Annotated in this window: 12 protein-coding genes and 1 tRNA gene; 4 read left to right on the top strand and 9 right to left on the bottom strand. The window is 57.7% G+C overall.

All coding sequences use genetic code 11. The features are described 5' to 3' along the window. Window positions 1-9 precede the first annotated feature (9 nt). The 5 genes from ACR0AG_RS12325 to ACR0AG_RS12305 form a co-directional block, all read right to left on the bottom strand. Window positions 10-927: an endonuclease/exonuclease/phosphatase family protein gene (locus tag ACR0AG_RS12325; RefSeq protein ID WP_480839235.1), complete on the bottom strand. Its 918-nt coding sequence runs from the start codon at window positions 925-927 to the stop codon at window positions 10-12. 114 nt (window positions 928-1,041) lie between these two features. Further along, a complete protein-coding gene (locus ACR0AG_RS12320; RefSeq protein WP_480839233.1) occupies window positions 1,042-2,676 on the bottom strand; it encodes a DUF4139 domain-containing protein in 1,635 nt (544 codons plus the stop codon). Between the two features lie 127 nt (window positions 2,677-2,803). Beyond that, window positions 2,804-3,826 carry an aspartate-semialdehyde dehydrogenase gene (locus ACR0AG_RS12315; RefSeq protein ID WP_480839231.1) on the bottom strand — a complete coding sequence of 341 codons (1,023 nt, stop codon included), beginning with the start codon at window positions 3,824-3,826 and terminating at the stop codon, window positions 2,804-2,806. A gap of 105 nt (window positions 3,827-3,931) precedes the next feature. Next, on the bottom strand, window positions 3,932-4,963 hold the full coding sequence (locus ACR0AG_RS12310) for a glycosyltransferase family 4 protein (protein ID WP_480839229.1): 1,032 nt from the start codon (window positions 4,961-4,963) through the stop codon (window positions 3,932-3,934). Between the two features lie 21 nt (window positions 4,964-4,984). Continuing rightward, window positions 4,985-6,157: an MFS transporter gene (locus tag ACR0AG_RS12305; protein WP_480839227.1), complete on the bottom strand. Its 1,173-nt coding sequence runs from the start codon at window positions 6,155-6,157 to the stop codon at window positions 4,985-4,987. 129 nt (window positions 6,158-6,286) lie between these two features. Here ACR0AG_RS12305 and ACR0AG_RS12300 point away from each other — a divergent pair, with 129 nt between their 5' ends. Together ACR0AG_RS12300 and hpaR are read left to right on the top strand one after the other, a co-directional pair. Next, on the top strand, window positions 6,287-7,435 hold the full coding sequence (locus ACR0AG_RS12300) for a DUF3095 domain-containing protein (RefSeq protein WP_480839225.1): 1,149 nt from the start codon (window positions 6,287-6,289) through the stop codon (window positions 7,433-7,435). Between the two features lie 63 nt (window positions 7,436-7,498). Beyond that, window positions 7,499-7,933 carry a homoprotocatechuate degradation operon regulator HpaR gene (gene hpaR, locus ACR0AG_RS12295; protein WP_480839223.1) on the top strand — a complete coding sequence of 145 codons (435 nt, stop codon included), beginning with the start codon at window positions 7,499-7,501 and terminating at the stop codon, window positions 7,931-7,933. A 14-nt stretch (window positions 7,934-7,947) separates the two neighbouring features. Here hpaR and ACR0AG_RS12290 read toward each other — a convergent pair whose 3' ends face one another. Both ACR0AG_RS12290 and ACR0AG_RS12285 read right to left on the bottom strand, forming a co-directional pair. Then, window positions 7,948-9,162: a winged helix-turn-helix domain-containing protein gene (locus ACR0AG_RS12290; protein WP_480839221.1), complete on the bottom strand. Its 1,215-nt coding sequence runs from the start codon at window positions 9,160-9,162 to the stop codon at window positions 7,948-7,950. A gap of 2 nt (window positions 9,163-9,164) precedes the next feature. After that, on the bottom strand, window positions 9,165-10,205 hold the full coding sequence (locus ACR0AG_RS12285; RefSeq protein ID WP_480839219.1) for a LacI family DNA-binding transcriptional regulator: 1,041 nt from the start codon (window positions 10,203-10,205) through the stop codon (window positions 9,165-9,167). A gap of 100 nt (window positions 10,206-10,305) precedes the next feature. Between ACR0AG_RS12285 and ACR0AG_RS12280 the strand changes: the two genes are divergently transcribed. Continuing rightward, window positions 10,306-10,382: transfer RNA gene (locus ACR0AG_RS12280), tRNA-Arg, on the top strand. A 307-nt stretch (window positions 10,383-10,689) separates the two neighbouring features. Here ACR0AG_RS12280 and ACR0AG_RS12275 read toward each other — a convergent pair. Both ACR0AG_RS12275 and ACR0AG_RS12270 read right to left on the bottom strand, forming a co-directional pair. Beyond that, the gene (locus tag ACR0AG_RS12275; RefSeq protein WP_480839217.1) at window positions 10,690-11,097 is read right to left on the bottom strand and encodes a hypothetical protein; all 408 of its coding nucleotides are present in this window, start codon (window positions 11,095-11,097) and stop codon (window positions 10,690-10,692) included. 192 nt (window positions 11,098-11,289) lie between these two features. Then, window positions 11,290-12,420, bottom strand: coding sequence for a glycosyltransferase 61 family protein (locus ACR0AG_RS12270; RefSeq protein ID WP_480839215.1), 1,131 nt, complete (start codon window positions 12,418-12,420; stop codon window positions 11,290-11,292). A gap of 323 nt (window positions 12,421-12,743) precedes the next feature. On the opposite strand from ACR0AG_RS12270, the gene ACR0AG_RS12265 reads away from it, so the two are divergent. After that, window positions 12,744-13,553: a hypothetical protein gene (locus ACR0AG_RS12265; protein ID WP_480839213.1), complete on the top strand. Its 810-nt coding sequence runs from the start codon at window positions 12,744-12,746 to the stop codon at window positions 13,551-13,553. The last annotated feature ends 149 nt before the right edge of the window (window positions 13,554-13,702 follow it).

The raw sequence follows: 13,702 nt of genomic DNA, 5'->3' as shown, positions 1-13,702 counted from the left end.
GCCACGAACCTAGTTCAGTTGAAAACGCGCAAGCTTTCCCAGGTGATCTGACCCCAGATAGGGACGCAGTTCGACCGTGCCTTGTGTCCCTTTCGGCAGTAGCAGATTGTCGATCGACAAGGGCACCGCCCAGTTTCCGATGCTGTGGGTGTTTTCGATGGTGCCGAACGGCTCATTCCCGACGGCCTGCGCGATCTGTTGCACACTGGACCCCCAAGGCACCATGTTGAAATCCCCAGCGATCAGGACGGGGGCGTCAAGCTCTGCAAGGGTGGCGCTAATTTTCTCAGCCTGCCGGGATTGTGCGTAGGGGTAGGGCCAAAGCAGGAGCAGCGAAACGACCCAGATTTGTTGACCATCCGGGGCAAACACCTTTACCCCGGTTATTCCGCGTCCCTTGATGCAGAGTTCCGATCCCTCGACCACCGCAAGCCGGGTCAGGACCGCAACATTCTGATCGCGGCCAAAGCGGCAGACCACCTGATTTGGAAAGGCCGCAAACATGTCGGCCATATGATCCTGGTTGTGGGCCGATACCTCTTGCAAGGTCACGATGTCGGCGTTTGACGCCAATATATCCTCGGCCAACGGTGAACGCGGCCAGCCATGTTGCAACAGGTTCTTCTGGTAGAGCGTTATGCAATTTTCGTTGCAGTCACGGGACGGGCCGACAAAACCCCACGCGATCGTGCCAAATGCGATGGCAGAAAACACCGCCGCACAGAGGGCCATTCGCTTGGCCCGCAAAAACAGGAGCCCGATGGCGCAGAGCAGCAGCAGGAATCCGGCCTGTGGGCGCAAGATCGCAAGCGAATCCCCGATGCTCAGGAACTGACCGGTGAACCCCGCCGCAACCAGCACGCTCAGCAGAACGCAGCTCAGGGCAAGCAGGATGCGCCACCAGCTATGTCCAGCCAAAACCGTCATGTACTGCCTCAATTGCCCCACTTGGAATTTCGCCGCGAGGATGTGTTATGCGCGCCCTGTGCCTCATGTGGGGCGCGGGGCTGATTTATTCAACGTGGGCGCAAGGGGCTGCGCTTATCTCAAATCCATATCCTCGGGCCAGTTGAGCGTGGTGTCGAGCGAGATAACCTGTGACTGGCCCGGTGCCAGTTCGACATCCCAGGCCAGAATGCCGCGCTGATTGTTTACATTCTCTTCCGTTGGCCGGGGCTTGGCAGCCCAGGTGATCGCCAGATCTTCCTGCTCGGAATAGGGGACCTGATCATAGATCCGCAGCGGCCATGTTTCCTCGGTGAGGTTTTCCACCTGAATCTCGGCACGCTCGACCCGCTGGTTCGAGCGCGAAATAAGCCCGGTGTCACCACTGCTGCGATCCAGGATAACTCGATCCAAAGTAAGCCCATGGATCGGGCCAAAGCCCATCTCGACCTCTTCCGACGGGCCGATTTCGTCGATATAGCCAACTGCAACCAGCACGCCATCTACAAGCCATTTCGTAATAGGAGAGGCCTGAAGGTTTTGCGAATAGGGGTTGGTAAAGCGCGCCGTGCGATATGCAACACTGTCGCGCGAGGGCGTGGCCAGCGCATAGACCTTGGCCGTTTGGGTCATGCCGTCCATTTGAAATTCCGCAACTTCATACTCGTCGCTTGCAATCGAAACGGGATCGGAAAAAGTGTAGGTAAATCCCGTGCCATCTACTGCCTCGCCTGGTGTCCAACCTTGTGTTTCTTCAACCACCACAGGCGCCTCAAGTGCTACGCCAGCCGAAGAGGCAATGGCTGCTCTTTCTAAAGGCTGCCGTTTTTCCTGGATAGAGTTTCGTTTCGGGTGCAGTTGTGTCGCACTGTTCTGATCGCCGGGCCGCAAGGTCGATACGTTTAAAACGATGTCCTTCCAGTTTTCCCCGGTTGTCTGGTTGAGGATCACATTGCGCCTGATCGCGACTTCCGGGGTGTCGCCGGTGGTCAGATCGAATTCGTAGATCGGGTTCCAACTGGCATTGTAGAAATTCAGGTATGACACCGTGATCGGGCCACTGGCATCAGACTGCGCTGAAACGTCCACAGCCAGAAACAAACGGTCTTCGGTTTCAGGAAGCAGAGCCGCCAGATCGGCCTTGGCCGCTTCAAGTTCCTGTTCCAGCGCGTCCCGTTCTTTCCGGATATTGCGGGCTTCGATCTCGGCGGCCTGAATGGCGGCATCCGCGGATTGGCTTTCCTGACCGATCATCTGGGCAATGTCGCGCAATGTACCTGCGTCGGCCCCAGCCAGCCCTTCGTTCCCGCCCAGGTCGGCAAGGAAATCCCTTTTGGTTTCCGCAGCGCTTGCCTTTGTTAGAGCCGCATTTGCACGATCTTCTACCGCCGTGATCTGAGTTTCAATCTCCTCGAACCGGTCTTCTGCCGCTTTGACGTCGGTACTGACATAATCATGCCATGGCACATCGTCTTCGCGCAAAACAACCGCTGTTTTGGTCAGTCCATCGGCCTGAATTTTCATAGTGGCAAGCTGTTCCCCGAAATCTACGATAGGGATGCCCAATAGAACCAAGCGGTGGCGCCCGGCAGGAATATCAAAGGTGCCCGTGCGGGTGATTTCTGCCCCTTCGGGGTAGACGGTGACTTCGCTGACTTTGGTGTCGATGACAAAGGTTTCGGCCTGTGTGATGCTTGGCACCAAGGTCAGGAGAAAAAGCAGTTTTTTCATAATCGCTCGCATGGAAATTGTTCTGAACTTCCCGCAAGGGTTGCAACTCTGATCGCCGCTGGCAAGCGCAAAAGAAAAAGGCCACCTCGATCTGAAGCGGCCTCTGTCAGATTTGATTTGTGTGACCTCAGCCCTTTTTCAGAACCTCACGGCCCAGCAGTTCTGCGATCTGCACCGCGTTCAGGGCGGCGCCCTTGCGCAGGTTGTCGCTGACGCACCACAGGTTCAGACCGTTTTCGATGGTCGAATCCTGACGGATGCGGCTGATGAACGTGGCGAAATCACCGGCGCATTCGATGGGCGAAACGTAGCCTCCGGCCTCGCGCTTGTCGATCACCATGATGCCCGGGGCCTCGCGCAGGATGTCGCGGGCTTCGTCTTCGTCGAGGAATTCCTCGAACTCGATATTCACGGCTTCGGAATGACCAACAAAGACCGGCACGCGCACGCAGGTGGCTGTGACCTTGATCGACGGGTCGACGATCTTTTTAGTCTCAACCACCATCTTCCATTCTTCCTTGGTCGAGCCGTCTTCCATGAAGACGTCGATCTGAGGGATGACGTTGAAGGCGATCTGTTTCTGGAACTTCTTCGGCTCAACCTCGGTGGTGGGGTTGTAGACCGCTTTGGTCTGATCCCAAAGCTCATCCATCCCCTCTTTGCCCGCACCCGACACCGATTGATAGGTCGAAACGACCACGCGCTTGATCTTGGCGCGGTCATGCAGCGGCTTCAGTGCAACCACCATCTGCGCGGTCGAGCAGTTGGGGTTCGCGATGATGTTCTTGTTCTTGTAGTCGTGGATCGCTTGCGGGTTACATTCCGGTACGATCAGCGGAATGTCCGGGTCATAACGATAGAGCGAGCTGTTATCGATCACGACACAGCCAGCTGCGGCTGCCTTGGGGGCGTAAACCTTGGTCGCCTCGGACCCCACGGCAAACAGCGCCATGTCCCAGCCGGTGAAATCGAATGTGTCCAAGTCTTTGGTCGTGAGCGTCTTGTCGCCAAATGTCACCTCCGTGCCCAGCGAACGACGGCTTGCCAGAGCGGCAAGTTCATCGACCGGGAATTGGCGTTCCGCCAGGATGTTCAGCATTTCGCGGCCCACGTTACCCGTGGCGCCGACGACTACGACGCGATAGCCCATTTCATGTCTCCAAAGTTAAGGACGCGCGTTCATAGCCGCGATGCAGCAAAGAAAAAAGGGCTATATGAGGCTTATTTCAGCCTTTGACGCCGATTTGAGGGCGCATCACCCGTTCAAAAGCCGTTCATAGAGCGCGACCAGCGTCTTGGCTTCGCCGTTGATGTCAAAATGCGCCTCGACATGGGCGCGCGCGGCATTGCTGGATTGCATCAGGGAATCACGGGTCTCAAGCATTTTGGCGGCTGCGTCAGCCAGGGCTTGAATGTCACCGGGTTCAACCACCCGACCCAATGACGGGTCAGTCACGATCTCGGAAAACGCACCCACATCCGTGGCAACCACGGGCACCCCGCAGGCCATCGCCTCCAGCGGGGTCAGGCCGAACCCCTCCCACCTTTGGGGGGCGATGAAGAGATCCAGCACCTGATACCATTCGGCGATCTGATCCACGGTCACTTCGGGCATGAAGAGGATGCGATCTGACAGGCCGGCTTTGGCCACCTTGTCCTTGAGCCCGTTCAGGAAGCCCACGTGTTTCTCGGTCGCGCGGCCCATGACGATGCCGTGCACATCGTCAAAGCGGCCACAGAGGTCGATCATCGCATCGACAAAGGCGTCCGTTCCCTTTTGGTGCCGGATACGGCCATAACAGCCCAGCAACATCCCATCCGGCAGACCCAAGCGCGCCCGAACGGCGGGTTTGTCAGGCGATGGGGTGAAATCCTGCAGGTTGATCCCATGCATGATCACCTGTGCGTCGCTATCCAGATAGCCTGCCGTCTTGCGCGAGGTTGCGACAATTGCGTCCATCTTGCCGATCAGCCATTTGGTATAGCCGGTATGGGCCCGTTGTGAGGCGCTGGTGAACAGCAGTTTCAACCTAAGCCTCAGGACATTGCGCAGGAATAGGCCCAACAACATCTCGGTATTGCGGCGCGCGTGCCAGACCCGCAGGGTCTTGCGCGATAGAAACGGCAGGCGAACCAATGGGATATGCGGGATATCATCGGGCAATCCGGGCCCGGTTGCCGCGATATCGATCGATTGAGCTTGCAATGGCACCAGCCGCGCAATTGTAGCCGTCACGCCGGAAAGCCTGCGTTTGAGGTTGGGGGCAATGACGACGGGGTCTTTCACTTGGTTCTCCTGCTGGTGGACTCAGTCCACGCTGTCCCGGCTGAATAGGTAGATCACGCAGCCGATAGCAAGGCAAATGGCGAAAAAGCCGAAAATCGCCGTGTAGGGCGCGGTTAGGCTGATCTCTGCCGTGGCCGCGTGAATACGCCCGGTCAGGAACTGCGCCACACCGACGCCGCCAATGCCAAAGAGGTTCAGAAGCGTCACGCCGCGCCCGACCAGATGCGGCGGAATGAACGCGCGCCCATGCGCCATGATGACCGGAAAGCTGGCCCCGAAAAACCCGATCACGGCCATCAGAGAAACCGACAGCCAGATCGCTTCATCGACCCACAGACACAGCAGGGCCAAGCCACCCAGCCCCAGAACGTTCCCGCCGAAGATCACCCATTTCCGCGTGCCCAGCAGCCGGTCCATGGGTCCATAGGCGAACGTGCCCGCGATCATCGCGGCCCCCATGATCAGCGTTGCCTGCCCGATCTGCGCAGTGCTGAGCGCAAAGGCGTCGTTCAGATAAGGCCCCGCCCAAAGCCCGCGCAGCGCCGCCGACGGGGCATAGGCCACCAGCATCAGCGGCAGAATGGTCCACAATAGTGGCTCTTTCAGCAAATCCAGCAGCGATCCCCTGTGATCGGTTTTTACCGGCTCGGGATCGCGAACGGAAAACCAGATGCCGACTGCGGTGATGCCCGAGATCACGGCCAACCCAAACAGTGTCGCGCGCCAGCCCATCAGGTCAACGGCCAAGGCAGTTGGATAGGATGCAACCAGATTGCCCACGGACCCGACGCCCAGCATCACTGCCGCCAGAGTGGCAAATTTCGCAGGGGGATATTCCCGAGCAAAGATGAAATATGACGCCATCAAAACCGGTGAGCACCCGACCCCGATCAACGCCATGGCAATGCTGATGTGCAAAGGGGTCGACGCAAAGGCAAACACCGCAGCGCCACCAGCCCCCCCGATCAGCAACAGATTGGCTGATGTCAGCCGCGGTCCGATCCGGTCCAGCGCCCAGCCCACCGGGATTTGCATCGCGGCAAAGATCAGAAACCAAAGACCGGACGCAAAGGCCAGATCCTCGGGTGTGGCCCCCAGATCGCGTTCGAGATCCAGTGTAAGCACAGCCAGAAACGCGCGAAAAAACTGACTTAGAACATAAGCCAGACATAAAACGATCAGCCCTGCCTGCATTGGGGTCCTCCTCGCACGACTGCTTTACATGTCCTTAACGCAGGTACAAGCGCATGTGCTTTTCGGAAATGGCAGGAAATGCTTCACAATCAGGCTATCTTAGCCCTGCAAAATCGATTCAGAACCGAGATGACAGATACAGATTTCTATTCGACCGTCGCGATTAATGACAATTTCCTTGATCTCAGCGACCCCGCACAATTCGTGCCGCTGCCTGGTGACTGGGTTCTGGGGGTCGCCGACATCGTCGATTCAACGGGCGAGATTGCGCGTGGCCGGTACAAGACCGTCAATATGGTGGGTGCCGCCGTTATCTCGGGCATGATCAACGCGCTGGCCGGGCGCGCCTTTCCCTATGTGTTCGGCGGCGATGGGGCCGCCTTTGCGATCTCAGCAGAAGATGCTGATACCGCAGCGGCCACCTTATCGGATTTGCGCAGTTGGGCGACGGCCGAGTTTGATATCTCGTTGCGTGCGGCCCTGACCCCGCTGTCCCGGATCCGGGCTGCGGGGTTTGACCTGCGGGTCGCACGATATGCGCCGTCCTCAGGTGTTGATTATGCGATGTTTTCCGGTGGTGGCCTGGCCTGGGCCGAGGCGCGGATGAAGGCCGGGGACAATGTGCTGCCCATGGCCGCACCGGACGCGCAACCCGATCTGACCGGCCTGTCGTGCCGGTGGTCAAACAGCATCGCCCAACGTGGTCAGATCGTGTCATTGGTGATCCAGCCAACTTCAGGCTCTAACGAGGCCGAATTTGCCCAACTGGCCCGATCCGTTCTGGCCGAATCCGAGGCGCTGGACCGAGGCGGTCACCCGGTGCCCGCAGACGGCCCGCCCATGGGTTGGCCGCCACCGGGCGTGGATATCGACGCGCATGTCTCGCGCGCCGGACGCAACCTGTTCCTGCAAAAGATGCGCCTTCTGTTCGAAAACTCGCTGATCGGGATATTGTTCAAAACCGGGATGCGACTGGGCAACTTCGAACCCGGTCACTACCAGCGTATGGTCAGCCGAAACGCCGATTTCCGAAAATTCGACGATGGTCTGAAGATGACCCTTGATTGTGACGCCGAGACCTTGTCGCGGATCGTTGCCTTGCTGGACGAAGCGGTTGATCAAGGAAAGATCCGCTATGGCCTACACGCCCAGAAAGAGGCGATGATGACCTGTTTCGTACCTTCGGCCATGCATGACGATCACGTACATTTTGTCGACGGTGCCTCTGGCGGATACGCACAAGCCGCGGCAATGATGCGTGAGAATCGAGCCGAATAAAGGCGAAATTGCTGTTAATGCCACGTTGGTTGCATGGTGAAGTAAATTCAGCGAAACTTAAATATGTCAGAAGAACTCCCACTCACATCACGATCGCTACCCATTTCGCTTTTGCGCGCGCGCGAAAGGGTCATGGGGCCGATCCGAGCCATGCTTGCGGATGCGGGCGTAACCGAACAGCAATGGCGTGTCCTGCGCATTCTGAAAGAGGAAGGCCCGCAAGAACCCACCCAGATCGCGGAACGGGCCTGTCTGCTTTTGCCCAGCTTGACACGCATTCTGCAAAAGCTTGAGGACAAGGCGCTGATCTCGCGCCGGCAAGACCCAGTTGACCGAAGACGGCAGATTGTCGAGATCACAGAGGGTGGTGCCAAGATCATTCACGCAAATATGCCCACGACCATGCAGCAGGCGGAACGCATTCGCGACATGATGGGCCCTGAACGCTATGAACAGCTTTTGGACCTGCTGGCGGATCTGCACGAATTGGATGTTTAGCGTTTAAACAGACACTAAACCGGGGATTTCAACCAATCCGGTTCGAATTCGACATTGTCCAGCCCGGTGAACCTGCGCACCCGATCCAGCTCGGATTCCAAGCGAGATGTCCGGGCCTTGGACCAGCGCGTTTTGCGCTCGGGCCACAGGCTTTTGACACGCAGCGTGCCGCTGTCGCGATGGCCTTTCATATCGATGCGCCCGATCAGCTTGTCGCCTTCCAGCAGCGGGAAGACGTAATAGCCATAGGTCCGCTTTGGCGCCGGTACAAATACCTCGATCCGGTAGTGAAACCCAAACAGACGCTCGGCCCGTTTGCGATCGCGCAGCATCGGATCAAACGGGCTAAGCACCCTTATCCGCCCCGGCGGATTGGGTAGCGCCTCCGCTTGCTCGGCGATATCCGGGCGGGCAAAAAGCTTGCGCAGCTGACCGTCCGTACATTCGACGTCAATCTCTTCGATCTCGCCCTTTGCCAGAGCCCGCGCACACCAGTCTTTGGCCTCGGGCGCGCTGACCGTGTCCCAGAATGCTGCGAGCTCTCCTGAGGTTGCAAAACCCAACCGATCCAGGGCGGCGTTACACAGCCAATCCAACGTTCCGGGTTCGTCACATTCTGAGTTTCCGGGGCAAAGCGCGGTGTCGATCACGCGTTCGGTCAGGTCATAGCGTTTCTGGAACCCGTCCCGGCCAATCACCGTCAACGCACCTGACCGCCATAGATATTCCAACGCGGTTTTTGAGGGATGCCAATCCCACCAGCCGCCCGATCCCTTTTTCTCGCCCTCGCCCAGATCGGCCGAGCAGACAGGGCCATGATCGCGAATGTGATCCAGGACCGAGGCGAATTTCTCCTCAAACCCGTCGCGTCGCCAGTTTTTCCACCGCGCTTTCAGAACGGATGCGTCGCGTTGAAACCGCAGATGCCAGTGCCTGTAGAACTCCATCGGAATGACAGCTGCATCATGCGTCCAATGCTCAAACAGAGCCCGATCCATTTCATAGAGCCTTTTCAGATTGCCAGATCGATATCTGGGCCGCCGGGAAAACAGGATCATGTCATGGGCGCGGGCAACAGTGTTGATACTGTCCAATTGCACAAAACCCAGCCGATGAATGAGGTCCATCAGGTCCGCGCCCGACCCGGCGCCCGAGGGGGGTTCCAGCAATGCATGGCGCTGCATGAAAAGGGCCCGCGCAGAGCTGTTGTTCAGACGCTGCCGGGCCATGCTTACCGCCGCTTAAGTGTATCGCCATAGCTGATCTTCGGGGTCAGTGTTACCCGCGTATCAATCTCGGCTTCGGGGTTTTGCAGCTGACCCGAAATGATCTCAGCCGCCATGCGCCCGATCTCCAGTCGGCAGGCATCCATCGTGGCCAGCTTGCGCGGTAAGCCCTGCAGCAACTCAACGTTGTTGAACCCCGCAAGCCCGATCTGGCCGGGAATGTCGATGCCCTGATCCAGCAGATAGAGCAACCCGCCTGCACCAATCATATCGTTGGAATAATATAGAAAATCCAACTCGGGTGAGCGATCCAGCATCGCCTTTGTCATCTCGCGCCCCTTGGCAAGAGCCGAGCCGCCCGAATAGAACTCGCGATCTTCGATCTCGATCCCGTGTTTGCCCAGAACCTCGGTGAACCCCTCGAACCGTTTGCGCGCCCGGTGATCCAGGGGCATTTTCGTGCCCATGAAGCCGATATGCTGATACCCGGCCTTCAGGATCGCCTGTGCCATTTCACGCCCCGCGCGCCGGTGCGAAATCCCCACCATCGCGTCCACCGGTTTGCCGTCGGTATCCATGATTTCGACCACCGGAATGCCGGCAGAATCCAGCATTGCACGCGCGGCATCGGTATGCTCCAATCCCGCAATGATGACCCCGGACGGCCGCCAGGACAGCATCTCGTACAGTACTTTTTCTTCTTTTTCAGGCAAATAATCGGTGACCCCAACCACAGGCTGAAGCTCGGTATCTTCCAGGACCTGATTGATGCCGGTCAGCACTTCGGGGAACACCATGTTCGAAAGCGACGGGATAATCACCGCCACAAGGTTCACACGGCTGGATGCCAAAGCCCCGGCGATCTTGTTGGGCACATATCCCAGATCCTTGGCGGCGGCCAGAACACGCGTGCGCGTTGCGTCCGAGACATCGCCACGATTGCGCAGGACCCTGCTGACCGTCATCTCGGACACTCCGGACGCTTCCGAGACATCACGAAGGGTGAGCGGACGTTTTGTTTCTGTTTTCACCGAAGATACCTGCATCGTTGTTTTGTCCGATGGTAGCGTAAACGGGGCAAGCTGTTCAACTGCCGAGCAAACCGCATGACAAGCCCGAATTTCCACGCTAGAGAGAACCCCGGACGGCCCCGTGGCTCAACTGGATAGAGCAGCCCCCTCCTAAGGGGCAGGTTGCAGGTTCGAATCCTGCCGGGGTCGCCAAAAGCGCTTGAGAAATACGACTTGTTTGCAAGGGGTTCTGCAGGAACGCCCGTTTGGTCTTCTGCCGAATCCCCCGAAGACGACTGGATACTCGTGTAAAATCTGTACAAAATTCACGGGTCTTTACAGTTTGTAGGCCCGGCAAATGAGTTAGCGGGTAGCAAACGCTCATGCTGAGCGGAAGTCCGGGAATGCGCCCCACAAGCTGAAAATCATGTTCTTGGCAGACACGGACCGGAAGATTGCACGCGCATTTGGTGTTTGGAGGGAACCATCGAGCGAAAATTTTTTTTGGGTGAGACCGTCGTCAAGCGGGTGATCTGGGAAATTCAAAAGGGAGGTATCCTAGTCGAGACCGGTGCGCGTGAGTGCAAAAAAACAGTTGACCGCCGTCTACCTTATTGATCTCGCGCAGATTCAGACGCTTGAAGGAACGAACAGTAACGTCGCGGACGTTTTTTGCGAAGATCGAGCCAACAATGCCCGCACCGGTTCCCATTTCCAGAATGCGATCTCCGGGTCGCAGGTTGGCAAGGCCGATCTCTATCTCGGGTTTTTCGTATTCCCCGCTGCGAATGGCTCGGAGGATCCGGGGTCTGAGATGGGGGGCCTGCAAAACGTCGACCCCACGCAGCGTGGCCACGACTTCGGGGGATTGCTCTAATCCATCTTCTGGAAGCTCTGTTTCGGTAGCAGAGTTATCCTGTTCGCTCATGCTTTGCCTCTCTGACCGTTATTGGCCCGGCGGCCTCATGAATGGTTTGTGTGCAATTGTTGCACTCTGTTTTCGCTGGTTTGGCCATGCCATGCGTAGGCATGGCCTCAGCTGGGTCGCAAACTCGGCTCGGGTCAAGTTCGCGGGTAAGTTATAGGGCGGCTTCGGGACTGTCAGCCGCAGGATCAATCACTAGCACAGAGCGTCCGCGATGAGTATCTCACTGCCGAGACTCTCACTCAGCCTGCGCCTTTCAGCCGCGATGTCGTCGGGGTCGGGCTGGACCCAGAGCTTGGGATGTTTAACAAAACCCTTCGACGCAAGCATGCCGCCCAGTCGGGGGAAATCTAATTCAGCATAAAGCTCGCTGAATTGCTTCAGCTTGGCGGACTCGAAATGATAGAAACGACCGTTCAAAGCATCCATCACATCTGGCATGACCTGGGCGAACCATTTGTACTGGGTCAGATAATCCCCGAGAACCGTTCCAGGACGGCGTAGAACGATTGCAATGCGGCTGTCGGGGCGCGCAAAGAGCGCGGCAAGATGCAGGGCTGAGCTGTCGCTGGATATGATCACACGGGCCGCCGCATATTGCGCTGCTTGTGCCGCCAGACCCTCAGTCTGAGGATGGTAAATACGGTAACCTTCCGCCGCCAACAGCGCCTCGATTTGAGCCTCAGCAAAATAGCGCCCCCGCTTGGAATACAGCTTGGAGCGGGAGATATAGATTTTCTCGGCGCCCTCTGGTTTGACCTGCTGCGGCAGGACGGCTTGCACATGGGCCCGGAAATCGGGGCTTCCGGCAATCATCTTGCCGGTGCCAAACGCCTGTGGTGGAACCACCAGGCGCTCGATCCGGGTGGGCACCTTCAGGCCCGCCAATTCTCCGATACCGCCGCTCATCATTTCCATCATCGGCCGCATGGGGCGGGTGAACTTGTTGGGCCATGTCATCTGCTTTTTCATCAGAAACGCGACATTGCTGACCTCGGGCAGAACACTGCGGGCCCAGAGCCGTGCGGTCGACTCAAGCAGAGCGTGACCGAAATGCTGATAGAGCATCCCGCCAAACAGCCACGCGCCTTTCATCTCGGCTTCGGCGGTGGGCAACGGGTCGTCCTGGGGTCGGGTGGTTGTAGGCAGCCGTGCGTCGCGCAGACATTGGCCAAGCGGCTGATATTGACCTTGTTCGTCATAGATGCCGGCGGGACGGGAAATCCCGCGTTTGCGTCCCCTGCCATGCGGGACGATCAGAGCATTGTTCAGGATGATGATATCGTCGCGCAGCGGCTTTTGCGGGTCAAACACAGGTAAGCTCATAAATCCCGTTGGGTCGGCGTTCCCACAAGACCTGCAAGCGGCAACAGACAATCTTTTTGCGAACGATGACATAACCCGTGAACGGGGGTCAACATGCCCTCTCTGCTCCGATCAACTTTTGCGTATTTGATCTGCGACTGCTGACCCTTGCCTCTATGCCAGCGAGGCGTGTTCTAGCCGCTTGCACGGCGTGACGGGTTTGCGATAGGTTTTTGCAAATGAAAGCAGACCAGCGCAGCACCGACGTCAGGTCGTGATAACCGGTGCGCAATACCGGGATCAGGATCTGTCAGGCGCGGTCAACCAGGTCAGAGCAGGAACATATGCAATTGAACCGTCGACCCGTGGCATCTCTGTGGATCGGAGAGAAGCTGCAATATCTCAATCAGCTATGCCTCAAATCGCACCTGGTGCAAGGCCATCCCACCACGCTGTATTGCACCGACAACGTAACAAACGCACCAGACGGCGTCGATATCCGCCCCGCGTCGGACATCATGGATATTGATACGCACCTGGTCGAGAAAACCTCGGCCTCATTCCTGTCGAATGTCTTTCGCTACAAGATGATACAAATGACCGGCGCTGTCTGGATCGATTGCGACGCCTTTTGCCACAAACCCTTTCCCGATGAATGGGACCATATTTATGCCGGTCACGGCATGCGCGGTGCCCTGAACTGCGGTGTCGTCGGCATTCCGCAACAGGGTGAACTGATCGACCGGCTGCTGGATTACTATGAGAACCTTCCCGACTATCCGGCTTGGTGGAACAAGAACCAGCGCAAAAAGATGGATCGGCTTGACCCGTCGATCCCCCTTCCGGTGCGCATCTACAAGACCGAGCGCACCGCTTTTGGCCCGCAGGCATTCACCTATTTCGCTCAGCAGACTGGCGACTTTGCCCGGGCAATGAGTAACGATGTGCTCTATCCGGTGCCTTTCCAGCTCAATGACATTTTCTATGACCCTCACGGGCATGTCGAAGGCTGGTTCACCGACAACACCGTCAGCGTGCATCTTTATACCAACGGCACCAAACCGTGGTGGCGAAAGAACGTGCCGCTGGAAAACTCCTATGCCGCGCGCATGTGCCACAAAGTGGGCATCGACCCGGCCCTGGCGCTGGAATGAGCATCCGCCCTGCGGCGGGTATGCTGGTGTCTGATCGCACCCGATCCATTGCCGAGGATAGTGACTGATGCCCGCAGTTACGATGATGAGAGTTACTGGCAAATCGACATTTGCCGTTCCTTTCAGCGACCTCAATCTTTCGTCACACA

It is taken from the genome of Ruegeria sp. H6 (genome assembly GCF_056532975.1).
This window is presented reverse-complemented; position numbering and strand designations above follow the sequence as displayed.